The following is a 22,203-nucleotide window of genomic DNA, read 5'->3' as shown; positions in this document are numbered from 1 at the left end:
TGTTTCTATCACTTAAAACCTATAATTAGAAAAGGTTTGAATAATTTTAGACATTGACTGCCGGTTCATCAGGCAGAATAAATATAGATCCATTTAATGAGGAGTGACCAAAATGGCTTTAACAGCTGGAATTGTTGGTTTGCCGAATGTCGGGAAATCAACTCTATTTAATGCAATCACAAAAGCAGGCGCAGAGTCTGCCAACTATCCGTTCTGTACAATCGACCCGAACGTCGGAATCGTAGAGGTTCCTGATTACCGCCTTGATAAATTGACTGAACTTGTGGAACCGAAGAAAACAGTTCCGACTGCTTTTGAATTCACTGATATTGCCGGGATTGTGAAAGGTGCCAGCAAAGGTGAAGGACTTGGAAATAAGTTTCTTTCTCATATCCGCCAAGTGGATGCTATCTGCCAGGTTGTCCGCTGCTTTGCTGATGACAATATCACCCACGTTTCCGGAAAAGTGGACCCAATTGATGATATTGAGGTAATTAATCTTGAATTGATTCTGGCAGACCTTGAGTCTGTTGACAAACGAATTGCCCGTGTGCAAAAATTGGCCAAGCAAAAAGATAAAGATGCTGCTTATGAGCATGAGATTCTTGTGAAATTGAAAGAGGCATTTGAAGAAGGCAGATCCGCTCGTACGGTTGAATTCTCAGATGAGCAGATGAAAGTCGTAAAAGGCCTGCATCTTCTGACGATCAAGCCTGTCCTTTATGTTGCCAATGTCAGTGAAGATGATATTGTCGATCCTTCTGATAATGAATATGTTCAGCAGGTCCGTGAGTTCGCGAAAGGTGACAACGCTGAAGTGATCGTTGTTTGTGCGAAGATTGAATCGGAAATTGCCGAGCTTGATGATGAAGAGAAAGCCATGTTCCTTGAAGAGCTTGGTATCGAGGAGTCTGGTCTGGACCAGCTGATCCGTGCTGCTTATGATCTTCTTGGACTTGCCACCTACTTTACTGCCGGTGTTCAGGAAGTCCGCGCGTGGACGTTCCGACAAGGCATGAAAGCCCCTGAATGTGCCGGGATCATCCACACTGACTTCGAAAAAGGCTTCATCCGTGCGGAAACCGTATCATACGACGACCTGGTTGCAAATGAAACCATGGGAGCTGCACGTGAAGCAGGAAAAGTAAGACTTGAAGGAAAAGAATATATAGTAAAAGACGGAGATGTCATCCACTTCCGTTTTAACGTCTAAATAAAATTCAGCTGTTCAAAGTCCTTATAATGGGCACTTTGAACAGCTTTTTTCTTATTGACAATACCTGAGTATTTCGAGTAATATAAAGCTATCTTGTATAACAAGTTACTTTTTTTATCACGGTACCTTGTAAAGCAAGTTAGAGAGGATGCAAACACGTGTCATTAAAAAGTCAGATGTTAAAAGGCATTTTGGAAGGATGTATCCTTGCTGTTATAAATGAAAGCCCAACCTATGGATACGAACTGTATGTGAAGTTATCCGGTAGAGGCATGGATACAGTCAGCGAAGGATCGATTTATCCCGTTTTATTGCGATTGCAGAAAGAAGGATTAATACAGGGGAAGATGAAAGAATCCACGAGCGGGCCAAATCGGAAATATTATACTCTTACCCCTGCAGGAGAAAATGCTCTTGAACAATTCAGCTTAGAATGGACAAAATTAAGCACTTCAGTGAATTCAATTTTTAAAGGAGGGAAAACGAGTGACAGCCAAGGAATTGATCGAGATTAATAATGAAAGACGAGAAAAGCTGAATAAAGAAAACAAGAAGTACTACGAAGATATGCTTCTATACATTCGAATGAGTGATGTAGCGGAGCAGGATGGGGAAGAACTTCTTCTCGAGATTCTTGAGCATCTTCTGGAAGCACAGGAAAACGGCCAGAGTGCTGAGGAAGTGTTTGGAGATCAGCCAAAGAAATACTGTGATGAGCTGTTGAGGGATTTGCCGAAAGAGCCGACAAAGAACAAATTGCTGATGTATTTTTATATTACTGCTTCTGGAATGGCTTGGTTTTTCCTTGTAGACGGCATCTTTTCCCTTTTCTTTCCCACTGACAAAGGAATTCCCCTTACACCAATCATTGTGTCAATTCTATTCACGGGAGCAATGGTTCTTTTGATCTTAAAATTAATGAAGTGGACCACCTATAAAAAGAAGTCAAATCTATTGTTGATGTTCAGTGGGGCCGTGACATTTATGGGCTGGATCGGATTGCTTGTCTATTTGGGAATGCAAAATGCCTTTCAATATGAAATGGCTTGGCCGATGTATACATCCTTGGTTGCAGCAGTCATTTTATTTACCCTATCCTGGATATTGCGGCATAGGGTCATTAAGTTTTAGAAAGAGCTGTATCTATAGCTCAGTAAAGTGAAGGAAAAGTAATCATCCTGAAATTCAACGTGTCCCTAAAAATGTCTTTCGGTTAATGTTTTCAATTTCATAAGGCTCTCTTGAAAAATCATTAGCTACTACCGCCCCGGGGAGCTGCGCGCCTGGAGCGGAAATCCATTACTTTTAAAAGCCGAAATATTTACGAAAAGAGCTTTACGAAAAGATTGTATTAAAAAGAAAGAGAGTTAATGTATTTCGCGTGCTATTGCATTAACCTGTCCACTATGATATAATTCTTACTTGTGAGTAATAATATATTGCTCCTTGCTCTTCTGCCGAGAAGAGCCGCATAGACCACAAGGAGGTGACTACAAGATGAGAAAGTACGAAGTTATGTACATTATCCGTCCAAACGTAGATGATGAAACTAAAAAATCTGTTGTTGATCGTTTCGATAATATCCTAACAACAAATGGCGCGGAGATCATCGAGTCGAAAGAGTGGGGTAAACGTCGTTTAGCTTATGAAATCAACGACTTCCGTGATGGATACTACCAATTGGTAAAAATCCAGTCTAACACAGAAGCAGTTTCTGAGTTCGATCGTTTAGCTAAGATCTCTGACGATATCATCCGTCATATCGTAATCAAAGAAGAAGAATAATCCAAACGTTTTCTGAAAACGAATGCTTCTGACTTGTTTCACGTGAAACAATCGTTAGAAGGAAGGGGTTGATTCTGATGATGAACCGAGTAATACTAGTGGGTCGATTAACTAAGGATCCAGAATTGAAATATACTCCTAACGGGGTGCCCGTGGCTACATTTACACTTGCAGTGAATCGTACTTTTACGAATCAGCAGGGTGAACGTGAAGCGGACTTTATTAATTGCGTTGTATGGCGTCGTCCTGCCGAAAACGTGGCAAACTTCTTGAAAAAAGGAAGCCTTGCCGGTGTTGACGGCCGAATCCAAACTCGTAATTTCGAGGGACAGGATGGCAAGCGTGTCTTCATGACTGAAGTCGTTGCTGAATCGGTTCAATTCCTAGAACCTAAGAACTCAAGCCAAGGCGGCGGTTCCGGCTATCAAGGTGAACGAGGCGGCAGCAATTATGGCGGCGGTCAGAAACAGCAGCAGGACTATTCATATGGTCAAGATCAGAATCAGCGCAATAATAACAACCAGAACTATACGCGTGTGGATAATGACCCATTCTCAAATGACGGTCAGCCGATCGACATTTCGGATGACGATCTTCCATTCTAAATTTCAATATATGAAGCAATGAAAATAATAAGCAAGGAGGCGATTTGTAATGGCAATGCGCAGAGGCGGAAAAAGACGTCGTAAAGTGTGTTACTTCACTTCAAACGGAATCACACACATCGACTATAAAGATGTAGATCTTTTGAAAAAATTTATCTCTGAGCGCGGAAAAATCCTTCCACGTCGTGTGACAGGAACTAGCGCTAAATATCAACGCAGACTTACTCGTGCAATTAAACGCTCACGTACTATGGCTTTACTTCCATACGTTGTAGGTGAATAATTCAAACCAAAGGAACAGCAGGATTACTTCTGCTGTTCCTTTTTTATCTTCTTAAAAGGCTCTTTTGGTAAACTTTACGGCTATTTATCATGAAATGCGCAGATACCGCATAAATCATCACAAAATAATCATAAAAGAAAAGAGCTACACCCTCCAATTAGAGAGGAAAGCCTTAGTATCCGGGGGAAATCTGGCTTTTGGAATTTTCCCTAAAGCAGCAATTTATTGGAAAACAGCCTCTTGAAATAAATCCAAAGCGGTTTTCTCAAGGTTTGTAAGCAATAATAATTAGCTATACTGATGAGAAGGCAATTCCATTGGCAGCATTTGAGAAAGCCGCTTTGCAACTGTGAATTGAATCTGATTTCATTTGAAAGCAATGAATTGAATCTGTAAGCAAATACCGATAAAATTAGTGGTGTTTGCTTCGTGCTAAAAAAGAAAGTTACTCTGAGGAGCAACGCTTCTGCTTTAGATTTTTGATTGTGGGGTGTCCAAGTGAAAAATGCCCGTACACTTACGGAAGGAGCATTACTGCTCGCCATCTATACGGTTTTATTGTTATTGACTGTTTATGTGCCTGTCCTTAACATAATTACACCATTCTTTCTGGTGCTTCCATATATCATTTATAGTGAGAAGCATGGGCTAAAGCCTGCACTGGTAATGCTTGCTGCTGCTGTCTTTATTTCTTTATTGGCAGGAGCATTCTTAATCACCTTGCCCTTAACGCTCTCCTTTGGGACTGTGGGTATCATTATCGGATGGATGCTGAAAAACCAAAAATCTAAAATGATGATTTATCTTGTATCCAGCTTTGTCTTTTTGGTCAGTAGCGTAATTGAATATATTGTATCCATACTGTTGCTGGATATGAACCTGATCCGAGAGTTCATAGATTCGTTTAAAAAGATTTTAATCGATGCCTTTCAGAAGGCGGAAGAAATGGGGCAGCCGCTTCCTTCAGGGAAAATGGAGGATATTCGTTCCTCAATGGAACTGTTTGAGATTTTGATTCCATCCTTCTTTTTGACATCTTCTTTAGCTGTGATGCTCATTATCATGAGTGTGAATTTTCCTCTGTTAAGAAAAATCGGAATTCATACAGCCAATTTTCCGCCTTTCAGAAATTGGAAGCTTCCGCAAAGCATTGTATGGTATTATTTAATTACATTGATTCTGATGATTACTGTAAGGCCTGAGGTGGGTACATATCTTCACTGGGCACTGTTCAATCTTTTTTATGTGCTGCAGCTCCTGCTGGTTGTCCAGGGTCTTTCGTTCATTTATTTCTTTGCCCACTTAAAGAATTGGCCAAAGGGACTAGTGATTTTAATTACAGTTTTAGCCTTTCCGCTTTATGAGTTTGTAAGGATTTTAGGTATAATTGATTTAGGATTTGATCTTAGACAGCGCCTTCAACGTAAGTCATAAGGTTAGTATTCTTATTTGAGGAGCTGAAATCATGCCATCTAACTATAAAAAACGATTGGTCAGGTATCCACTGTATGGGCTGGCAGCCATTTCGGTCTTGGTCCTAGCAGCAGTGGCCTTCTATAACTGGTGGATTGCCCTTGCCGGGTTTTTCCTGCTGGCCGCCGTATTTTATATTGCGTTTTATTATGAAAAGAAAACTTATCAATCAACAGAAGAATATATTTCTACCCTCTCCTACCGTTTAAAAAGAGTGGGTGAAGAGGCTTTAATGGAAATGCCGATTGGAATCATGCTCATTAATGATGATTACTATATTGAGTGGACGAATCCATTCATGGCTTCCTGTTTCAATGAAGATACATTGGTGGGACGTTCGCTTTACGATGTGGCCGATTCAGTGGTGCCATTGATCAAGCAGGAAGTGGACACCGAAGTCGTGACGTTGAATGAACGAAAATTCCGCGTTATTTTAAAGTTAGAGGAAAGGCTCCTCTATTTCTTTGATGTAACAGAACAAACGGAGATCGAGAAGCAGTATGAAGAAGAGAGAACAGCCATTGCTATCATATTCCTGGATAATTATGATGAACTTACGCAAGGAATGGATGATCAAACGCGAAGCAGTTTAAACAGCATGGTCACCTCCATCTTAAATAAGTGGGCCAAGGATTCCGGTGTGCTCTTGAAGCGGATTTCCTCAGAGAGGTTTATAGCTGTTTTTAACGAGAAGATTCTTCAGCAATTAGAGAAGGATAAATTCTCGATTCTCGATGATGTCAGGGATACAACCTCCAAGCAGAATGTTCCGCTTACTCTGAGCCTTGGTGTGGGGACCGGGGTATCGACCCTTCCTGAACTAGGCTCCCTTGCGCAGTCCAGCCTTGATCTTGCTCTTGGGCGGGGGGGTGACCAGGTGGCCATCAAGCAGCCTAATGGAAAAGTGAAGTTCTATGGAGGAAAGACAAATCCGATGGAAAAACGGACCCGGGTCCGTGCCCGCGTGATTTCCCACGCTCTGAAGGAACTGATGGTGGAAAGCGACAAAGTCATCGTCATGGGCCACAGGATGCCTGATATGGATGCGATAGGAGCTGCCATAGGAGTCCGTAAAGTGGCGCAGATGAACCAGAAAGAAGGATATGTGGTCGTTAATTTCAATGAGATTGACAATGGTGTAAAACGAATGATGAACGAAATTAAATCGAACCCTGACCTGCATTCCAAGTTCATCACTCCCGAAGCTGCTTTGGACCTTATGACTGACGATACACTGCTTGTGGTGGTGGATACCCATAAACCATCGCTAGTTATTGAGGAAAGGCTTTTGCAGAGGGCTGAACGAGTTGTTATCATTGACCATCATCGCCGCGGTGAAGATTTTATTAAGAATCCTTTGCTTGTTTATATGGAACCGTACGCCTCCTCTACAGCAGAGCTTGTAACAGAGCTGCTGGAATACCAGCCGAAGCACGAGAAAATATCTATGATGGAAGCCACAGCTCTTTTGGCCGGCATCATAGTCGATACAAAAAGCTTCACCCTGAGGACAGGGTCCAGGACGTTCGATGCTGCCTCTTATCTTCGGGGACAAGGCGCAGATACTGTCCTGGTCCAAAAGTTCCTGAAAGAAGACGTGGAAACGTATATCAAGCGTTCCCGATTGATTGAAACGGTTGACTTCTATTACGATGGAGTAGCGATTGCGAAGGGTGAAGAGGATATCATCTATGATCCTGTTCTGATTGCCCAAGCTGCAGATACACTTCTGACGATGGATGGCGTCGTAGCTTCTTTTGTTCTTTCAAAAAGAACGGATGACCTTGTTGGAATCAGTGCACGCTCTCTTGGTGAAGTGAACGTTCAAATCATTATGGAAAGCCTCCAAGGCGGAGGACATCTAACCAATGCGGCTACACAAATTCCCGGCGTCACGGTGGGTGAAGCTGAAAGCAGCCTGAAAGCGGCATTGGATGAATACTTTGAAGGGGGAAAAGAATCATGAAAGTAATTTTTCTTAAAGATGTTAAAGGAAAAGGTAAAAAAGGTGAAGTGAAGAATGTGGCAGATGGATATGCACACAACTTCCTTATCAAGCAAGGACTAGCTGTAGAAGCAACAAACTCCAGTGTGAGCCAGTTGGAGGGCCAGAAAAATAAAGAAAAGAAACAAGCCCAGGAAGAGCTGGAAGACGCAAAGAAATTGAAAGCAATATTGGAAGAACTCACTGTGGAAATGACAGCCAAATCCGGTGAAGGCGGCCGTCTCTTCGGCTCAATCACAAGCAAACAGATTGCGGATCAGCTGAAAAAAACACATAAAATAAAAGTGGACAAACGCAAAATCGAAATGAACGATGCCATCCGCTCATTAGGCTTTACCAATGTACCGGTTAAACTTCATCAAGATGTAACTGCCACTTTGAAGGTACATGTTACGGAAGAAAACTAATATTGGAAATCGATTTTACCGAAAAACGTGTTAAAATAGAATAGACTTATATAAATGTGATCTGGTAGGTTATGCCGATCACATTTTTTCTATGGCTCTTTTCGGAAACTTTGTTGCTGCCAATCATAATTCACCTTAATAACCTGGTAATTATGAAAAAAAAGAGCTGCTTTTCTCGATTAGAGAGAAATCCCTTATTATCCGGGAGGAAAACCCAGCTCCTGGGATTTTTCCGAAAGCAACAATCTATGCGAGAACAGTCTTTTCTATTGAAAAAAATCCTTCTCTCTGGAGGTTTTACACTATATGAACGAAATAATGTCCAATCATGTACCACCACAAAATATAGAAGCTGAGCAGGCAGTCCTGGGGGCCATTTTCCTGGAGCCGAGCACACTGACCCAGGCGTCTGAATCACTCATTCCTGAGGATTTCTACCGCAGTTCGCATCAGAAGATATTCAACGTGATGCTGAATCTGAGTGACAAAGGGAAAGCTGTCGATTTGATTACAGTTACAGAAGAGCTTTCAGCCATGAAAGAACTGGAAGATGTCGGCGGAGTATCTTATTTGAGTGAATTGGCCGGCTCGGTTCCTACTGCTGCCAATATCGAATACTATGCCAAGATCGTTGAAGAAAAGTCATTGCTCAGAAGGCTCATCCGGACAGCAACAACCATTGCTCAGGATGGATACTCTCGTGAGGACGAAGTCGATGCCCTTCTAAGTGAAGCCGAAAAAAACATCATGGAAGTCGCGCAGCGGAAAAATGCCGGTGCGTTTCATGATATCAAAGATGTACTAGTAAAAGCCTACGACAATATCGAACTCCTTCATAATCGTACTGAAGATGTAACGGGCATCCCTACCGGCTTCGCCGATCTTGACGAAATGACGGCAGGTTTCCAGCGAAATGACCTGATCATCGTTGCAGCACGTCCTTCCGTTGGTAAAACAGCCTTCGCTCTTAATATAGCGCAGAATGTTGCCGTGAAAACGGATGAAAATGTCGCGATCTTCAGTTTGGAGATGGGGGCCGAGCAGCTTGTCATGCGTATGCTGTGCGCAGAAGGCAATATCAACGCCCAGAACCTTCGTACAGGATCGCTGACAGATGAAGATTGGCGTAAACTGACGATGGCCATGGGAAGCCTTTCGAATGCTGGGATTTACATCGATGACACCCCTGGTATTAAAATTGGTGAAATTCGTTCCAAATGCCGCCGCCTTAAGCAGGAGCAGGGCCTTGGAATGGTTCTGATCGACTACTTGCAGCTGATCCAGGGAAGCGGACGTTCCGGCGAAAACCGCCAGCAAGAAGTATCAGAAATCTCCCGTGAGCTGAAAGGGCTGGCACGTGAGCTTGAAGTTCCCGTCATTGCCTTGTCCCAGCTTTCCCGTGGAGTGGAGCAGCGTCAAGATAAGCGTCCGATGATGTCGGATATCCGTGAATCCGGAAGTATCGAGCAGGATGCCGATATCGTGGCCTTCTTATATCGTGATGACTACTATGATAAAGAATCAGAGAATAAGAACATCATAGAAATCATTATCGCCAAGCAGCGTAACGGCCCGGTCGGTACCGTATCTCTTGCCTTTGTGAAAGAATATAATAAATTCGTCAACCTGGAAAGAAGGTATGATGACGCAGGTGTTCCGCCTGGTGCATAAAGAGTCGAGGGATTTTCCCTGGGCTCTTTTTTGTTGTATGGAAACAAAAGCGGTAAGATAGCTGGTTTCAGACTTTCTTAAAAGTCACTTTAAGAGACAAGAGAAGAGAGAAAAAGGAGGACTGGTGTCCTTCGAGAGCCCCCCGAGTGACACCAAAAGAGAGAAAAACAAGATCTGGTGTCCTTCGAGAGCATCTCGAGTGACACCAGAAGAGAGAAATCCGAGATCAGGTGTCACTCATGGACATCCCGAGTGACACCTGAAGAGTGAAAAACAAGACTAGGTGTCCTTCGTGAACATCTCGAGTGACACCAAAAGAGAGAAAAACAAGATTAGGTGTCCTTCGTGAACATCTCGAGTGACACCAGAAGAGAGAAATCCGAGATCAGGTGTCACTCATGGACATCCCGAGTGACACCTGAAGAGTGAAAAACAAGACTAGGTGTCCTTCGTGAACATCCCGAGTGACACCAAAAGAGAGAAAAACAAGATCAGGTGTCCTTCGAGAGCATCTCGAGTGACACTAGAAGAGGGAAAAACGAAGTCAAGTGTCCTTCGTAAATATTTCGAGAGACACCAGAAGACAGAAAAAAGGGTTCAGGTGTCCTTCGTGAGGATCCCGAGTGACACCTGAAGAGGGAAAAACATGATCTGGTGTCCTTCGTGAGCATCCCGAGAGACACCAGAAGACAGAAAAAAGGGTTCAGGTGTCCTTCGTGAGGATCCCGAGTGACACCTGAAGAGGGAAAAACATGATCTGGTGTCCTTCGTGAGCATCCCGAGAGACACCAGAAGACAGAAAAAAGGGTTCAGGTGTTCTTCGTGAGGATCCCGAGTGACACCTGAAGAGGGAAAAGCATGATCAGGTGTCCTTCGTGAACATTTCGAGAGACACCAAGAGAGTAAAAAAAGGGTTCAGGTGTCTTTGGTAAACATTCCGAGAGTCACCCAAAGAGTAAAAAAGAGTTCAGGTTTCCTTCTAGAACAGAGTGAGAGACACCAGAAAAATAGAAAGAGGCTCTAGGTGTTCCTCAAGGTCATCGCCAGAGCACCAGAAGGGCGAGAAACTATAAACATTCATTAAAAAACAAAATAGGACTAATAGATTTCCTTGGATCTTCACAAACTAAATTAGTGAAATCACAGCAATTAATTTTTACGAACAAATAAAATAATGAATAGAAATAATGTTCGTGTTTTCATTGACTTGTCCTTCTTTTACCTGATAAAATAAGGTTGTTTGATATGAGAACGATAATTAACCCTAGCGGAGGTGCCATTTATGTCTTCAGTAGTAGTAGTAGGAACACAGTGGGGAGACGAAGGAAAAGGAAAGATTACCGACTTCCTTTCAGAAAATGCTGAGGTAATTGCACGATATCAAGGCGGAAATAACGCAGGCCATACAATTAAATTTGATGGCGAGACTTATAAACTACATCTTATTCCATCAGGAATCTTCTATAAAGAGAAAACATCAGTGATCGGCAACGGAATGGTCGTTGATCCAAAGGCGCTTGTAAAAGAGCTGAAGTATCTTCATGACCGCGACGTTACAACGGAAAATTTACGCATCAGCAACCGGGCGCATGTTATCCTTCCTTATCATTTGAAATTGGATGAAGTGGAAGAAGAGCGCAAAGGTGCTAATAAAATCGGAACTACGAAAAAAGGAATCGGCCCGGCATACATGGATAAGGCTGCACGCAGTGGAATCAGGATCGCCGATTTGCTTGATTATGAATCTTTCGAGGAAAAGCTGACACGCAATCTTGAAGAGAAGAACCGTTTGCTGGAACGTTTTTATGAAACGGAAGGATTTACAATTGAAGAGATCCTGGATGAGTACTATGAATATGGACAGCAGGTAAAAAAATATGTTTGTGATACATCTGTTGTATTGAATGATGCCCTTGATGAAGGCCGCCGTGTCCTGTTTGAAGGTGCGCAAGGGGTCATGCTCGATATCGATCAAGGTACATATCCATTTGTTACGTCCTCCAACCCTGTTGCAGGAGGGGTGACTATAGGTTCTGGAGTAGGCCCAACAAAGATCTCTCATGTAGTGGGTGTGTCCAAGGCTTATACGACTCGTGTTGGAGACGGTCCCTTCCCGACTGAATTGAACAATGAAATCGGAGACCAAATCCGTGAAGTCGGCCGTGAGTATGGGACGACTACAGGACGTCCACGCCGTGTCGGCTGGTTCGACAGTGTCGTGGTTAGGCATGCGCGCCGTGTAAGCGGAATGACCGATCTATCGCTTAACTCAATTGATGTCCTTACGGGAATCGAGAATTTGAAGATTTGTACAGCTTATAAATATAAGGGTGAGGTTATCAATGAGTTTCCTGCTAACCTGAATATCCTTGCTGAGTGTGAACCTGTGTATGAAGAGCTTCCAGGATGGACGGAAGATATCACAGGCTGTAAAACATTAAGCGACCTGCCTGCGAACGCACGCCACTATCTAGAGCGTGTTTCCCAGCTGACAGGCATCCCTTTATCCATTTTCTCTGTAGGGCCAGACCGCTCTCAAACCAATGTAGTGAGAAGCGTTTGGGCTAAATGATGATACAAAAAAAGCTTGAGGACTAAGCCCTCAAGCTTTTTGCTTTTTGAATAGGAGCTTCTATATGGAAGCTCCTGCATATAAGGTTTGATACACCCGGTCATCACAGATTATGTAGAGCACATCCTCTTTTCCAAGCTTCTTCTCCGCTGCATTGCTGAAATCCATGTCTTCGTTAACAGCGATTAAGACCGCTCCACTTTCAAACAGGGCATGCGAGGCATCTTTATAGGTATGCCAATCTTTTAATGGAAGAAGTTCATGAATATTTTTCCCGAATTTTTTGCTCAAAAGCTGCCTGAACAAGCCAGTGGTTCCCGGCTGCAGAGTCGCCTTTGCCATCAGGAGCGAGACAGAATCATTCGAAAGGATAAAATCATCTACATCAATATGGTTAAACAGAGGAATGTTCTTCTCTTCCATTACTTCTACAACTGAATGGATATTTGCGTTGTTCTTCTTTGCTAAAGCTTCTACAGCAGAGGCAATCAATAGAGACTTCCCGTCGGCCAGAACAGGCTTTGAGATACTTAAGTCCGAAAATATAGCCACCCGGTCTGCTTCCAGAATATTTGCCCTCATCAGTACTTCTTCATCTGAAGCATCTCCGCTTATAAAGTGAACCTGGTCATGAGTAAATGGGTCGTTGTCCAACTGCTCAATCAACACAATTCGCTTATCGCCCTTATGAGCAAGCACTTCCTTAATAGCCCGTTCCGTCCTCGAAGACCAGCCGATATATATAAAATGCTCTTTATTTTTAAACAAAAGCTTTCCCTCCCTTTTTAACGTATTATAGGTAGCGAGAACATCCATGATTTTACTGATCAAAAGCCCGATGATCCCTATGCCAAATATGAATAGAAAAACACCGAGGAGCCTTCCGGGCACCGTCGTAGGATAGTAATCACCATATCCGACAGTAGTCAATGTGGTCATCGTCCACCAGAATCCCTCAAAAAGAGTGGGGAAGTTTTCGGGTTCGAGATAATGAATCGAAACTGTCCCAAACAGAACTATAGCAAGTGAAAGAAAAAGGATCACACTAAAGTCCATCTTGGACACTTTCTTCCACAACCTTATGAAAATGGTCACACCATTGCACCTCCTGTTGTTTTCTTCCATATTAACATGAAATGATATATAGTCCCTCAGATATTGGGCTTTAATTTATTTCGTGACCAACGAATTGATGTGTCTTATCTGGCTCCTCCATTTATAACGTACTCAATACTGGATACATATCTTAGATGAAAACCGTTTACTCATGTATCCACGCAGCACTTCTGGATACATATCTTAGACAAAAACCTTTCACTCATGTACCCACGCTGCGCTTCTGGATGCATATCTTTGACGAAAACCGTTCACTCATGTATCCACGCAGCACTTCTGGATACATATCTTAGACAAAAACCTTTCACTCATGTACCCACATTGCGCTTCTGGATACATATCTTAGACAAAAATCTTTCACTCATGTACCCACGCAGCACTTTTGGATACATATCTTAGATGAAAACCGTTTGCTCATGTATCCACGCTGCGCTTCTGGATACATGACTTTGACGAAAACCCCTCACTCATGTATCCACGCAGCACTTCTGGATACATATCTTAGACAAAAACCTTTCACTCATGTACCCACATTGCGCTTCTGGATACATATCTTAGACAAAAATCTTTCACTCATGTACCCACGCAGCACTTTTGGATACATATCTTAGATGAAAACCTTTCACTCATGTACCCACATTGCGCTTCTGGATACATGACTTTGACGAAAACCCCTCACTCATGTATCCACGCAGCACTTCTGGATACATATCTTAGACAAAAACCTTTCACTCATGTACCCACATTGCGCTTCTGGATACATATCTGAGACAAAAATCTTTCACTCATGTATTCACGCTGTGCTTCTGGATACATGTCTTTGACAAAAATCCTTCACTCATGTACCCACATTGCGCTTCTGGATACATATCTTAGACAAAAATCTTTCCCTCATGTACCCACGCAGCACTTTTGGATACATATCTTAGACAAAAATCTTCCACTCATGTACCCACACAGGATTTCTGGATACACTATTTCGTGAGTAATTTAACTCATATGTAAAGCCTCCATACCTGATATATGATGATAAGAATGAGTCAAAACACAGCAATTCAGACACAATTAAATTAATTTCGACATTATTTTCAAAAAGTTATTGCCTAGATTCTATTTTATGTGGTACTATTATCTTCGTTGCTCCAAACAAAACGGCCCATTGGTCAAGCGGTTAAGACACCGCCCTTTCACGGCGGTAACACGGGTTCGAATCCCGTATGGGTCACCAAGTTTTTTGGTCCGGTAGTTCAGTTGGTTAGAATGCCTGCCTGTCACGCAGGAGGTCGCGGGTTCGAGTCCCGTCCGGACCGCCATTTACATATTTAAAAGTTGATTAATTTAATCTTAGTTCAGACTAAGAGGGTTTCGCTATAGGTAGGATATGTTGACTATCGTCAAAAATCCCAGAAGGTCGAGGAAGCAACCGAATGAACACCGGAACGCACTGAAGGTGCGTGAGGATGTGAAGGGGGGCGCTGACGAAGAGAATTCGAAGTTTAGTGGAGACCGAAACTATTATGGCTCAGTAGCTCAGTTCGTAGAGTACGTCCGAATAAGCTTCATAGAATAAACTTCAGCGTACAGCTCGAGCTGCACCTTGAATAAGCTTCCTGAGAGCTGGACGATCAATTATCATCTTAACTTTCCTTTAGGAAATATATTAATATGGCTCAGTAGCTCAGTTGGTAGAGCAATGGACTGAAAATCCATGTGTCGGCGGTTCGATTCCGTCCTGAGCCATCCTCTAAAAAGCATTGCGACGACTTGACTCTCGCGATGCTTTTTTATTTTGGAAAATGACACTGAACCTCTTTAGATAATGTTAGACTGTGATCCAGTCCCCAAGGGTCTAATAACTCAAGAAAATAAAGGGAAAGCCCGCCTTTTTTCTCTGAGCAACACTTGCCTGTCTGGGCTGACCAAGGCGCTTGCGCTTTTGTTCTTTACGCTCTTTCCCCCCTGATTAGCTGTATGCCAATCTTCCCCTTCATTAATGCCTACCTTCTCCTTCCCTTATTCTCCTAGATATTACATAAGAAAGGCAGAATTTGTAACTTATTATACAATTATGTTACATTATGAAAACGTTTCTCTCTTGCTGACAGAATTATGGTAGATTATAAAAGTATCATTTTAAACTAAACTAATATTTTTTAGGTATAAGAGACTAATGTTCATATTGCTGCTGGTTTCTTTGTCTTTAGCTGGGAGGAAAGACCGATGACTTGGAGAAATCCCGTTCATTCATCTAAAGAAGAAAGTCCAAATAAATTAATACATAAATCTGTTAAACTGCTTAAAAGAGCGGCAATGACAACACTAGCCTTGTCTGCCCTTACATTAGGTTCTGCTGCTGCAAACGATGATCCCAAACTTGAAACGGTTTATCATGTATATCTGGGGACAGATTATGTCGGCTCGGTAACGGATAAATCAGCTGTTGAGAAGGCGATCGAAAGTAAGCTTGACGAAGAAGAAGAAAAGTATGACTCTATTGAATTGCAAACTAATCAAGAGATTACATATATACCAGAACAAGTATTCAGGGCATCAGCCGATAATGTGAAGGTGATAGAACATCTGACGCAGACTGTAAAAACAGAAGCGAAGGCTGTTTCCATCTCATTTGGCGAAAAGCCGGCAGTTCTTGTCAAAGATGGGCAAGAAGCTGAACAGGCACTGGAAAAACTTAAACTTAAATTCGTGTCTAAAGAAGAATTGAACGAGATGGAAGAAGGAACACCAGATTCCAATGAAGATTCAAAGCTGATTTCAGTTAAGTTATCAGAAGAAGCCAATTTGGAAGAAACCAAGGCTGCACCTGAAGAAATCTTGAGTGCCGATGATGCAGTGGAGTTTCTTTTGAAAGGAACTCTTGAAGAAAAGAAATACAAAGTTCAAGAGGGAGATGTATTGGGAAGCATAGCCCAAAAGCATGACCTGACTTCCGGAAAACTGCTGGAATTAAACCCTGAATTGAATGAAAATAGTGTCATTCAGATCGGCCAGGAGGTCAATGTAACGGTATCCAAGCCGCTTGTCCATGTAACAGTTGAAAAAGAACAATCAGCTGTTGAGACTATCTCATATGAAAAAGAAGTTATTGAAGATGATACTTTGAATAAAGGCGATATCAAAGTGAAACAGGAAGGGCAAGATGGCGAAAAAGCCATTACGTACCTGACAACAGAAAAAAATGGCATTCAGGTTAGCCGTACTGTCACAGAAGAAACAGTGACGAAAGAGCCTGTTAAGTATATTGTAATCAAAGGAACAAAAGTGACTCCTTCCAGGGGGTCTGGAAGTTTTTCATGGCCTACAAATGGCGGATATGTATCTTCCAAAGTCGGTCAGCGATGGGGGAAAATGCACAAAGGGATTGATATTGCCCGTCCCAATAACCTCACAATCAAATCGATTGATAACGGGACAGTTGTTTCTGCTGGATGGGACTCCGGCGGATATGGAAACAAAGTGGTTATCGACCATAATAACGGCTACCGATCCGTTTATGCACATTTAAGCAGTATCAGTGTATCAGCTGGACAAACGGTTTCTGCCGGTTCTGCTATTGGAAATATGGGAAAAACAGGACAGTCAACAGGAGTTCACTTGCACTTGGAAGTATATAAGAATGGTGCAATGATTGATCCATTAAGCCTCTTTTAATAAATGAACGATGTATCTAGGAATCTAATGCCTCTGGCCATTTCGGCTCGGAGGCTTTTCTTTATAAAAGGCTCTTTTTGTAAACGTTGCTGCTATTTTACCTCATCGTTATTAAGTACGGCATTATATTTTGGTATGCGAAAAGAATGAACTGCTCCCATGTTTAGAGAGAAAAATCTTAGTATCCGGAGTGCAATCCTACCAAAAATTAGATTAAATACGATTACAGTCTAGGTCTTTTCTAATTAATTAGTGATTCAGAATGCAATTTTACCCTCGTCCTCCTTTACGTAGAGGATCTACGCGGCAGGCGTACGATCTCCTGCGGGACTAGCGGTCGTCTAGTTCCAGCGCCTAGCCCCTCGGGATCAAATAACCCGAAGAGAATAAAAGGAAAGAACGCTTCTAAAGCAGCCACAATCTTTGCGAAACCAGCCTTATAAAAAAACTATCCTGGGTGGAAATTCGGTTTCAAGCATCGTGCTTATCCACCTATTTTACGTCTATACCATTTATTTTTACTGATTTATATTACCCGGGAGATAATAGCTTCAAACCTGTTTGAGTTAATAGATTACAATATGGAGACAAACCCTTCAAATTCCAGATAAAAGATGAATTATAAGCGATTAAGTGATAAATTAGAATCAACCCGGCGTTCATAAGCGTGCAGGTTTGTACCATAATACTAACTATAGAGAACAATCACTGAAATAAAAGTCAATTTGAGATAAAGGAGATTAGGGACTATGGATAAGAAGATACTTGTTGTAGATGATGAGAAACCGATTGCGGATATACTGCAGTTCAACTTAAAAAAAGAGGGCTATGAAGTCCACTGCGCATATGATGGCGATGAAGCAGTCAAAATGGCGGAAGAAATCAAACCTGACCTTGTACTGCTTGATATCATGCTTCCTAACCGTGATGGAATGGAAGTCTGCCGTGAAATCAGAAAGAAATATGAAATGCCCATTATCATGCTGACGGCTAAAGACTCGGAAATTGACAAGGTCCTTGGCCTAGAATTAGGTGCCGATGACTATGTCACCAAACCATTCAGCACGAGGGAGCTGATTGCACGTGTCAAAGCGAACATGAGAAGGCATCAGCATGGTGCTGCCCAGCAGGCGGAAGAAGCGGGATCGAATGAAATTGCTGTTGGTTCTCTTGTCATCCATCCTGATGCGTATATTGTATCTAAAAGGGGAGATACAATTGAACTTACTCACCGTGAATTTGAACTGCTTCATTACCTGGCCAAGCATATCGGACAAGTTATGACGCGCGAGCACCTCCTTCAAACGGTGTGGGGCTATGATTATTACGGAGATGTCAGGACAGTGGATGTAACGGTAAGACGTCTGCGCGAGAAAATCGAGGACAACCCTAGCCATCCTAATTGGATCGTTACCAGAAGAGGAGTCGGCTATTATTTACGTAATCCAGAACAGGAGTAATTAAATGAAGAAAGTAGGCATTACCCGTTCCATACACCTGAAGTTTGTCTTAATTTATGTCCTGCTTATCCTTCTGGCCATGCAAATCATTGGAGTGTACTTTGTCCGTGAGCTGGAGGATAAGCTGATCACCAATTTCACAAGCAATATTAAAGAGAATGTCCGTTTCTTACAATATAATATCGGCGAAGAAATGCTCAAGGAGAGGACAGAGGATGATCTCGAACTTGAGGCGGATATTGCTCGGATCCTTGATGACTTTAAAGGATCTGATGTGTCTGAGGTAACAGTTATTGACAGCAAATCCCGCATTCTCGGTTCTTCCAGGGATGATAACCTTGATACTGTCGGACAGCGCACTACTAATACGATGGTGAAGAGGGTTCTGGCAACTGGTAAGGAAATCGACGAAGCCTTTCTTAATCAAAATGGAAACCGGATATGGGTGTACACTTCGCCGATTGCTACTGGTAACGAAGAAATCGGGGCCGTTTATCTTGTAGCCAAGATTGAAAACGTCTATCAGCAGCTGGAAGAAATCAATGAAATCTTTTCAACAGGCACGGCCATTGCCCTTGTGATTACAGCTATTCTTGGTGTTCTTCTGGGGCAGACGGTTACAAGGCCGATTTCCGATATGAGAAAACAAGCTCTTGCAATGGCAAAAGGAAACTTCTCGAGAAAAGTAAAGGTATACGGTTATGATGAGATTGGCCAGCTGGCCATCACATTTAATAATTTGACCAAGAGGCTTCAAGAAGCTCAAGCAACGACCGAAGGAGAAAGAAGAAAGCTCTCTTCTGTTCTTTCTTATATGACGGACGGTGTTATAGCAACTGACCGTAAAGGCAGGGTGATTCTAATTAATGATCCTGCAGCCAAAATGTTGAATGTTTCACGTGAAACAGTCCTTTCACAGCCTCTGGTATCTCTTTTAGGGCTTGATGAAGAGTATACATTTGAAGACCTATCAAATGAGCAGGATTCCATTATCTTGGATTATAGTACGAAAGAACAGCCCTATATATTAAGAGCTAATTTCTCGGTCATCCAAAAAGAAACGGGTTTTGTTAACGGAATTATTACCGTCCTTCATGATATTACGGAGCAGGAAAAGATTGATATGGAACGAAGGGACTTTGTATCCAATGTTTCTCATGAATTAAGGACACCATTAACGACTATGAGGAGTTACTTGGAGGCATTAGCAGAGGGAGCTTGGCAAGATGAAGAAATCGCTCCGCGGTTCCTTAGTGTTACTCAAGATGAGACAGAGCGGATGATCCGCCTGGTAAATGATCTTCTTCAGCTTTCCAAAATGGACAGTAAAGATTACCGTTTTAATAAGGAATGGATTGAATTCGTAGGCTTCTTCCATCAAATCATCGACCGTTTTGAAATGTCTAAAAATCAAAATGTTGATTTCAAAAGACAGCTGCCTGAGAGTGCCTTATTTGTGGATATCGATAAGGATAAGTTGACCCAGGTTCTTGATAATATCATTTCCAATGCCCTGAAGTATTCCCCTGAAGGCGGTTTGATTACATTCAGTGTCACAGAGAAAGAGGAACATATCTTAATCAGTGTATCTGACCAGGGGCTGGGAATTCCCCAGGATAATTTAACAAAAATATTTGAACGTTTTTATCGGGTAGATAAAGCCCGTTCAAGGCAAATGGGAGGCACCGGTCTGGGTCTTGCCATTGCCAAAGAGATGATTTCGGCTCATGGCGGGACTATATGGGCTGACAGTAAGGAAGGAAAAGGAACAACCATTTCATTTACTCTTCCTTATGACAGTACACAAGAGGATGAATGGCTATGAATTATGAACAATTAAAATCCATCACACTGACCTTGCTTGTGGTCTCCAGTATCTTCTTGACCTGGAACTTATGGACGTATCAGCCAAGTCTGGAGCCGATTGATGAAAGTACGATTACGGAGGATATTGTAATCAGTGACCAAAAGGAGCTGAGGGAAATTATCCTGCCCCTTAAACTGCTGTATCATCGCGGCGCCGATACCTATGGAACACAAAGGCAATTTGAAATGGAAAAGATGATCAACCAAATGGCTTCATGGGATGTTTATGAGTTGGCCAACATTTCAGGGACGCTTACTAATAAAGAATACGTAGAGCTTGTCCATGGCGAAGACAGAGTCGAGATCATCTTTCCTGACCTCATTTCGTTTGAGGTATTTAATAGTATTATGAGATTCCGGGATAACCAGCTTCCCGCTGATACTTTTGACCGGATTATTGTAAAAACAAGGGAAGATTCAGCCGAGTATGGGACAGTATACTTTGTCTCTTATGATGCTCAGAAAGTCTATGAAAGCCGGATCAACACGGCGGCTTTACAAGACTTTGAGAAAGAGTTTGCCGCTAAATCCCTTAAGCATCCTGAGTACTTTGGATTTGATGCTTCGGATACCCGCAGGGTTTACCTGCCTGAAAAGTCGATGGACTTGAACAGTTATCAGTATGTTGCTGAACAGGATTCTCTTAAACAGTATGTTGATGCTTTATTCAGCAAGCCCTCCTTGGTCAGCCATGAATTCACCAATACAGGTGAAGAATTCAATGATGAGACCAGTTTGATGAGGGTTAATGTCCACAATAAAACTTTTTCGTTTGTAAATATTGAAGAAGAAGCGGAAGGTGAGACCAGTGTAACGAATCTCCTGATGCAGACAAGCGACTTTATCAATGACCATGGCGGCTGGCCTGAAGAGTACTCTTATCGCTATTTTTCTGTGAACAAGCCTCAGCGGAAGATTCAATATCGGATGTTCATGCATGATCTTCCTGTTTTTAATGAAAGCGGTATGTCAGAATACTCGGTTGTCCTTGGTAAAGTGAATATTTTTAAATATTTCAGGCCGTATACGAGTTTAGACGGCACTTCTTCAGAAACCAGAAGCGTCACCCTCCCATCCGGAAGGAAAGTATTGGACTATCTTCTGGCGGACAATATCAATCCCGAGCAGATTGAAGATATCGTTCAAGGATTTAAACTGGCAAACGATGTCTCTAACCTGGTCGTTCTGGAGCCGGCCTGGTACTATAAATACGCCGGTTCATGGATCAGGATTCAGACTGAAGATGTGGGGAGGGTTCCGATTGGATTGGAGTAAAACCAAAACAATTTTTATCATTGTGTTTCTAATCTTGGACATTTTCCTGTTAACACTCTTCATAAACAAGTATAATGAAAGTCAGTACGATTTTCTTGGAGAGACGAAGTTTGAGGATCAGCTTCAGGTTGATGGTATCGAGTATGAACAGCCTCTTTCAAAAGAACCGGAGAAACAGCCATATATCAATGCCATTACAAAGGCATTTACTGCTGAAGATATTAAGGATCTTAAGAATCAATCTGTCGAAATTGCTAATTCCACCACAATCTCTTCAACCTTTGAAGATACAGAATACGTGTTAAGCGAAAAGTTTAAACCGGAGGAGCTTACTGATTTCATTAACAAAAATGTCCTGAAAGGCGATTCCTATTCGTTTTGGGGTATTGATGAAGAACAGCAGAGAATCCTTTATTACCAAAATTATAAGGGCAAGCCCATATTTAAAAATATAAATGGCGAGCTGGCGATTTACTTTAATGAAGATCGCAAAATTGTCTCCTATACTCAAACCTTGATGACAGATTTTGAAGAGTTTACCGAAAAGAAATCTGTCATTTCGCCGATACAAGCGGTGGAGACCTTGTATGACAAAGATAAGCTGCTTCCTGACAGTTCAATCAGGACACCGGAAATCGGTTTCTATACTCTTGTACCGGAGGCAGAGCGGCAAGTGTTAAGTCCCGCCTGGCATTTTACCGTGACAAGAGATGGGGAAACAGAGCATCATTTCGTGAATGCCTTTGAGGGCAATATTATCGAGTTCACCAATACAGAAAAAGAAATACTGGAGTGAGAGA

17 protein-coding genes and 3 tRNA genes are annotated in these 22,203 nt (G+C 42.3%); 19 read left to right on the top strand and 1 reads right to left on the bottom strand.

Going from position 1 to position 22,203, the window contains the following annotated elements; translation table 11 throughout:
- Positions 1 to 112 precede the first annotated feature (112 nt).
- The 11 genes from ychF to FZC78_RS09610 all read left to right on the top strand — a co-directional run bounded on the left by ychF (position 113) and on the right by FZC78_RS09610 (position 12,017).
- Complete coding sequence (gene ychF / locus FZC78_RS09660; RefSeq protein WP_148939470.1) at positions 113 to 1,213, top strand: redox-regulated ATPase YchF; 1,101 nt, start codon at positions 113 to 115, stop codon at positions 1,211 to 1,213.
- A 161-nt stretch (positions 1,214 to 1,374) separates the two neighbouring features.
- Positions 1,375 to 1,731, top strand: a complete 357-nt coding sequence (locus FZC78_RS09655) for a PadR family transcriptional regulator (protein ID WP_148939469.1) — start codon at positions 1,375 to 1,377, stop codon at positions 1,729 to 1,731.
- Complete coding sequence (locus FZC78_RS09650) at positions 1,703 to 2,347, top strand: DUF1129 family protein (protein WP_187444869.1); 645 nt, start codon at positions 1,703 to 1,705, stop codon at positions 2,345 to 2,347. The genes FZC78_RS09655 and FZC78_RS09650 overlap by 29 nt, the downstream gene beginning before the upstream one ends.
- A 366-nt stretch (positions 2,348 to 2,713) precedes the next feature.
- On the top strand, positions 2,714 to 3,001 hold the full coding sequence (gene rpsF, locus FZC78_RS09645; RefSeq protein WP_148939467.1) for a 30S ribosomal protein S6: 288 nt from the start codon (positions 2,714 to 2,716) through the stop codon (positions 2,999 to 3,001).
- Between the two features lie 77 nt (positions 3,002 to 3,078).
- Positions 3,079 to 3,606 carry a single-stranded DNA-binding protein gene (gene ssb, locus FZC78_RS09640; RefSeq protein WP_148939466.1) on the top strand — a complete coding sequence of 176 codons (528 nt, stop codon included), beginning with the start codon at positions 3,079 to 3,081 and terminating at the stop codon, positions 3,604 to 3,606.
- Between the two features lie 49 nt (positions 3,607 to 3,655).
- Entirely contained in the window at positions 3,656 to 3,889 is a 234-nt protein-coding gene (rpsR, locus tag FZC78_RS09635; protein WP_113927344.1) for a 30S ribosomal protein S18, read from the top strand.
- A 498-nt stretch (positions 3,890 to 4,387) separates the two neighbouring features.
- Complete coding sequence (locus FZC78_RS09630) at positions 4,388 to 5,323, top strand: YybS family protein (protein ID WP_187444868.1); 936 nt, start codon at positions 4,388 to 4,390, stop codon at positions 5,321 to 5,323.
- Positions 5,324 to 5,354: 31 nt separating this feature from the next.
- On the top strand, positions 5,355 to 7,328 hold the full coding sequence (locus FZC78_RS09625; RefSeq protein WP_148939464.1) for a DHH family phosphoesterase: 1,974 nt from the start codon (positions 5,355 to 5,357) through the stop codon (positions 7,326 to 7,328).
- Positions 7,325 to 7,774 (top strand): 50S ribosomal protein L9, encoded by a 450-nt coding sequence (gene rplI, locus FZC78_RS09620; RefSeq protein ID WP_148939463.1) that lies wholly within the window; start codon positions 7,325 to 7,327, stop codon positions 7,772 to 7,774. The genes FZC78_RS09625 and rplI overlap by 4 nt, the downstream gene beginning before the upstream one ends.
- Positions 7,775 to 8,080: 306 nt before the next feature.
- Entirely contained in the window at positions 8,081 to 9,445 is a 1,365-nt protein-coding gene (gene dnaB, locus FZC78_RS09615; RefSeq protein WP_148939462.1) for a replicative DNA helicase, read from the top strand.
- A 1,282-nt stretch (positions 9,446 to 10,727) separates the two neighbouring features.
- A complete protein-coding gene (locus FZC78_RS09610; RefSeq protein WP_148939461.1) occupies positions 10,728 to 12,017 on the top strand; it encodes an adenylosuccinate synthase in 1,290 nt (429 codons plus the stop codon).
- A gap of 60 nt (positions 12,018 to 12,077) precedes the next feature.
- On the opposite strand, the gene FZC78_RS09605 is transcribed toward FZC78_RS09610, so the two are convergent.
- Positions 12,078 to 13,142 carry a potassium channel family protein gene (locus FZC78_RS09605; RefSeq protein ID WP_148939460.1) on the bottom strand — a complete coding sequence of 355 codons (1,065 nt, stop codon included), beginning with the start codon at positions 13,140 to 13,142 and terminating at the stop codon, positions 12,078 to 12,080.
- Between the two features lie 1,144 nt (positions 13,143 to 14,286).
- On the opposite strand from FZC78_RS09605, the gene FZC78_RS09600 reads away from it, so the two are divergent.
- From FZC78_RS09600 to FZC78_RS09560, 8 genes are all read left to right on the top strand, one after another.
- A tRNA-Glu gene (locus FZC78_RS09600) sits at positions 14,287 to 14,361 on the top strand.
- Between the two features lie 8 nt (positions 14,362 to 14,369).
- Positions 14,370 to 14,446 (top strand) — tRNA-Asp (locus tag FZC78_RS09595).
- Between the two features lie 354 nt (positions 14,447 to 14,800).
- Positions 14,801 to 14,873: transfer RNA gene (locus FZC78_RS09590), tRNA-Phe, on the top strand.
- Between the two features lie 480 nt (positions 14,874 to 15,353).
- Positions 15,354 to 16,802: a M23 family metallopeptidase gene (locus FZC78_RS09585; protein WP_148939459.1), complete on the top strand. Its 1,449-nt coding sequence runs from the start codon at positions 15,354 to 15,356 to the stop codon at positions 16,800 to 16,802.
- Positions 16,803 to 17,551: 749 nt separating this feature from the next.
- A complete protein-coding gene (gene yycF / locus FZC78_RS09575; RefSeq protein WP_113927336.1) occupies positions 17,552 to 18,262 on the top strand; it encodes a response regulator YycF in 711 nt (236 codons plus the stop codon).
- 4 nt (positions 18,263 to 18,266) lie between these two features.
- Positions 18,267 to 20,087 (top strand): cell wall metabolism sensor histidine kinase WalK, encoded by a 1,821-nt coding sequence (gene walK, locus FZC78_RS09570; protein ID WP_148939458.1) that lies wholly within the window; start codon positions 18,267 to 18,269, stop codon positions 20,085 to 20,087.
- The gene (locus FZC78_RS09565) at positions 20,084 to 21,403 is read left to right on the top strand and encodes a YycH family regulatory protein (RefSeq protein ID WP_187444867.1); all 1,320 of its coding nucleotides are present in this window, start codon (positions 20,084 to 20,086) and stop codon (positions 21,401 to 21,403) included. The genes walK and FZC78_RS09565 overlap by 4 nt, the downstream gene beginning before the upstream one ends.
- Positions 21,390 to 22,199 carry a two-component system regulatory protein YycI gene (locus FZC78_RS09560; protein ID WP_187444866.1) on the top strand — a complete coding sequence of 270 codons (810 nt, stop codon included), beginning with the start codon at positions 21,390 to 21,392 and terminating at the stop codon, positions 22,197 to 22,199. The genes FZC78_RS09565 and FZC78_RS09560 overlap by 14 nt, the downstream gene beginning before the upstream one ends.
- Positions 22,200 to 22,203 lie beyond the last annotated feature (4 nt).

The organism is Rossellomorea vietnamensis (assembly GCF_008180415.1).
Taxonomy (GTDB): Bacteria; Bacillota; Bacilli; order Bacillales; family Bacillaceae_B; genus Rossellomorea; species Rossellomorea vietnamensis_C.
Note: the sequence above shows the minus strand (reverse complement) of the source record. Positions and strands in the feature narration are given on the sequence as shown.

Coding starts and splice junctions, on each gene's coding strand:
- ychF (WP_148939470.1), top strand. CDS start 113: ATGGCTTTAACAGCTGGAATTGTTGGTTTGCCGAATGTCGGGAAATCA.
- rpsF (WP_148939467.1), top strand. CDS start 2,714: ATGAGAAAGTACGAAGTTATGTACATTATCCGTCCAAACGTAGATGAT.
- ssb (WP_148939466.1), top strand. CDS start 3,079: ATGATGAACCGAGTAATACTAGTGGGTCGATTAACTAAGGATCCAGAA.
- rpsR (WP_113927344.1), top strand. CDS start 3,656: ATGGCAATGCGCAGAGGCGGAAAAAGACGTCGTAAAGTGTGTTACTTC.
- FZC78_RS09625 (WP_148939464.1), top strand. CDS start 5,355: ATGCCATCTAACTATAAAAAACGATTGGTCAGGTATCCACTGTATGGG.
- rplI (WP_148939463.1), top strand. CDS start 7,325: ATGAAAGTAATTTTTCTTAAAGATGTTAAAGGAAAAGGTAAAAAAGGT.
- dnaB (WP_148939462.1), top strand. CDS start 8,081: ATGAACGAAATAATGTCCAATCATGTACCACCACAAAATATAGAAGCT.
- FZC78_RS09610 (WP_148939461.1), top strand. CDS start 10,728: ATGTCTTCAGTAGTAGTAGTAGGAACACAGTGGGGAGACGAAGGAAAA.
- FZC78_RS09605 (WP_148939460.1), bottom strand. CDS start 13,142: ATGGAAGAAAACAACAGGAGGTGCAATGGTGTGACCATTTTCATAAGG.
- FZC78_RS09585 (WP_148939459.1), top strand. CDS start 15,354: ATGACTTGGAGAAATCCCGTTCATTCATCTAAAGAAGAAAGTCCAAAT.
- yycF (WP_113927336.1), top strand. CDS start 17,552: ATGGATAAGAAGATACTTGTTGTAGATGATGAGAAACCGATTGCGGAT.
- walK (WP_148939458.1), top strand. CDS start 18,267: ATGAAGAAAGTAGGCATTACCCGTTCCATACACCTGAAGTTTGTCTTA.
- FZC78_RS09565 (WP_187444867.1), top strand. CDS start 20,084: ATGAATTATGAACAATTAAAATCCATCACACTGACCTTGCTTGTGGTC.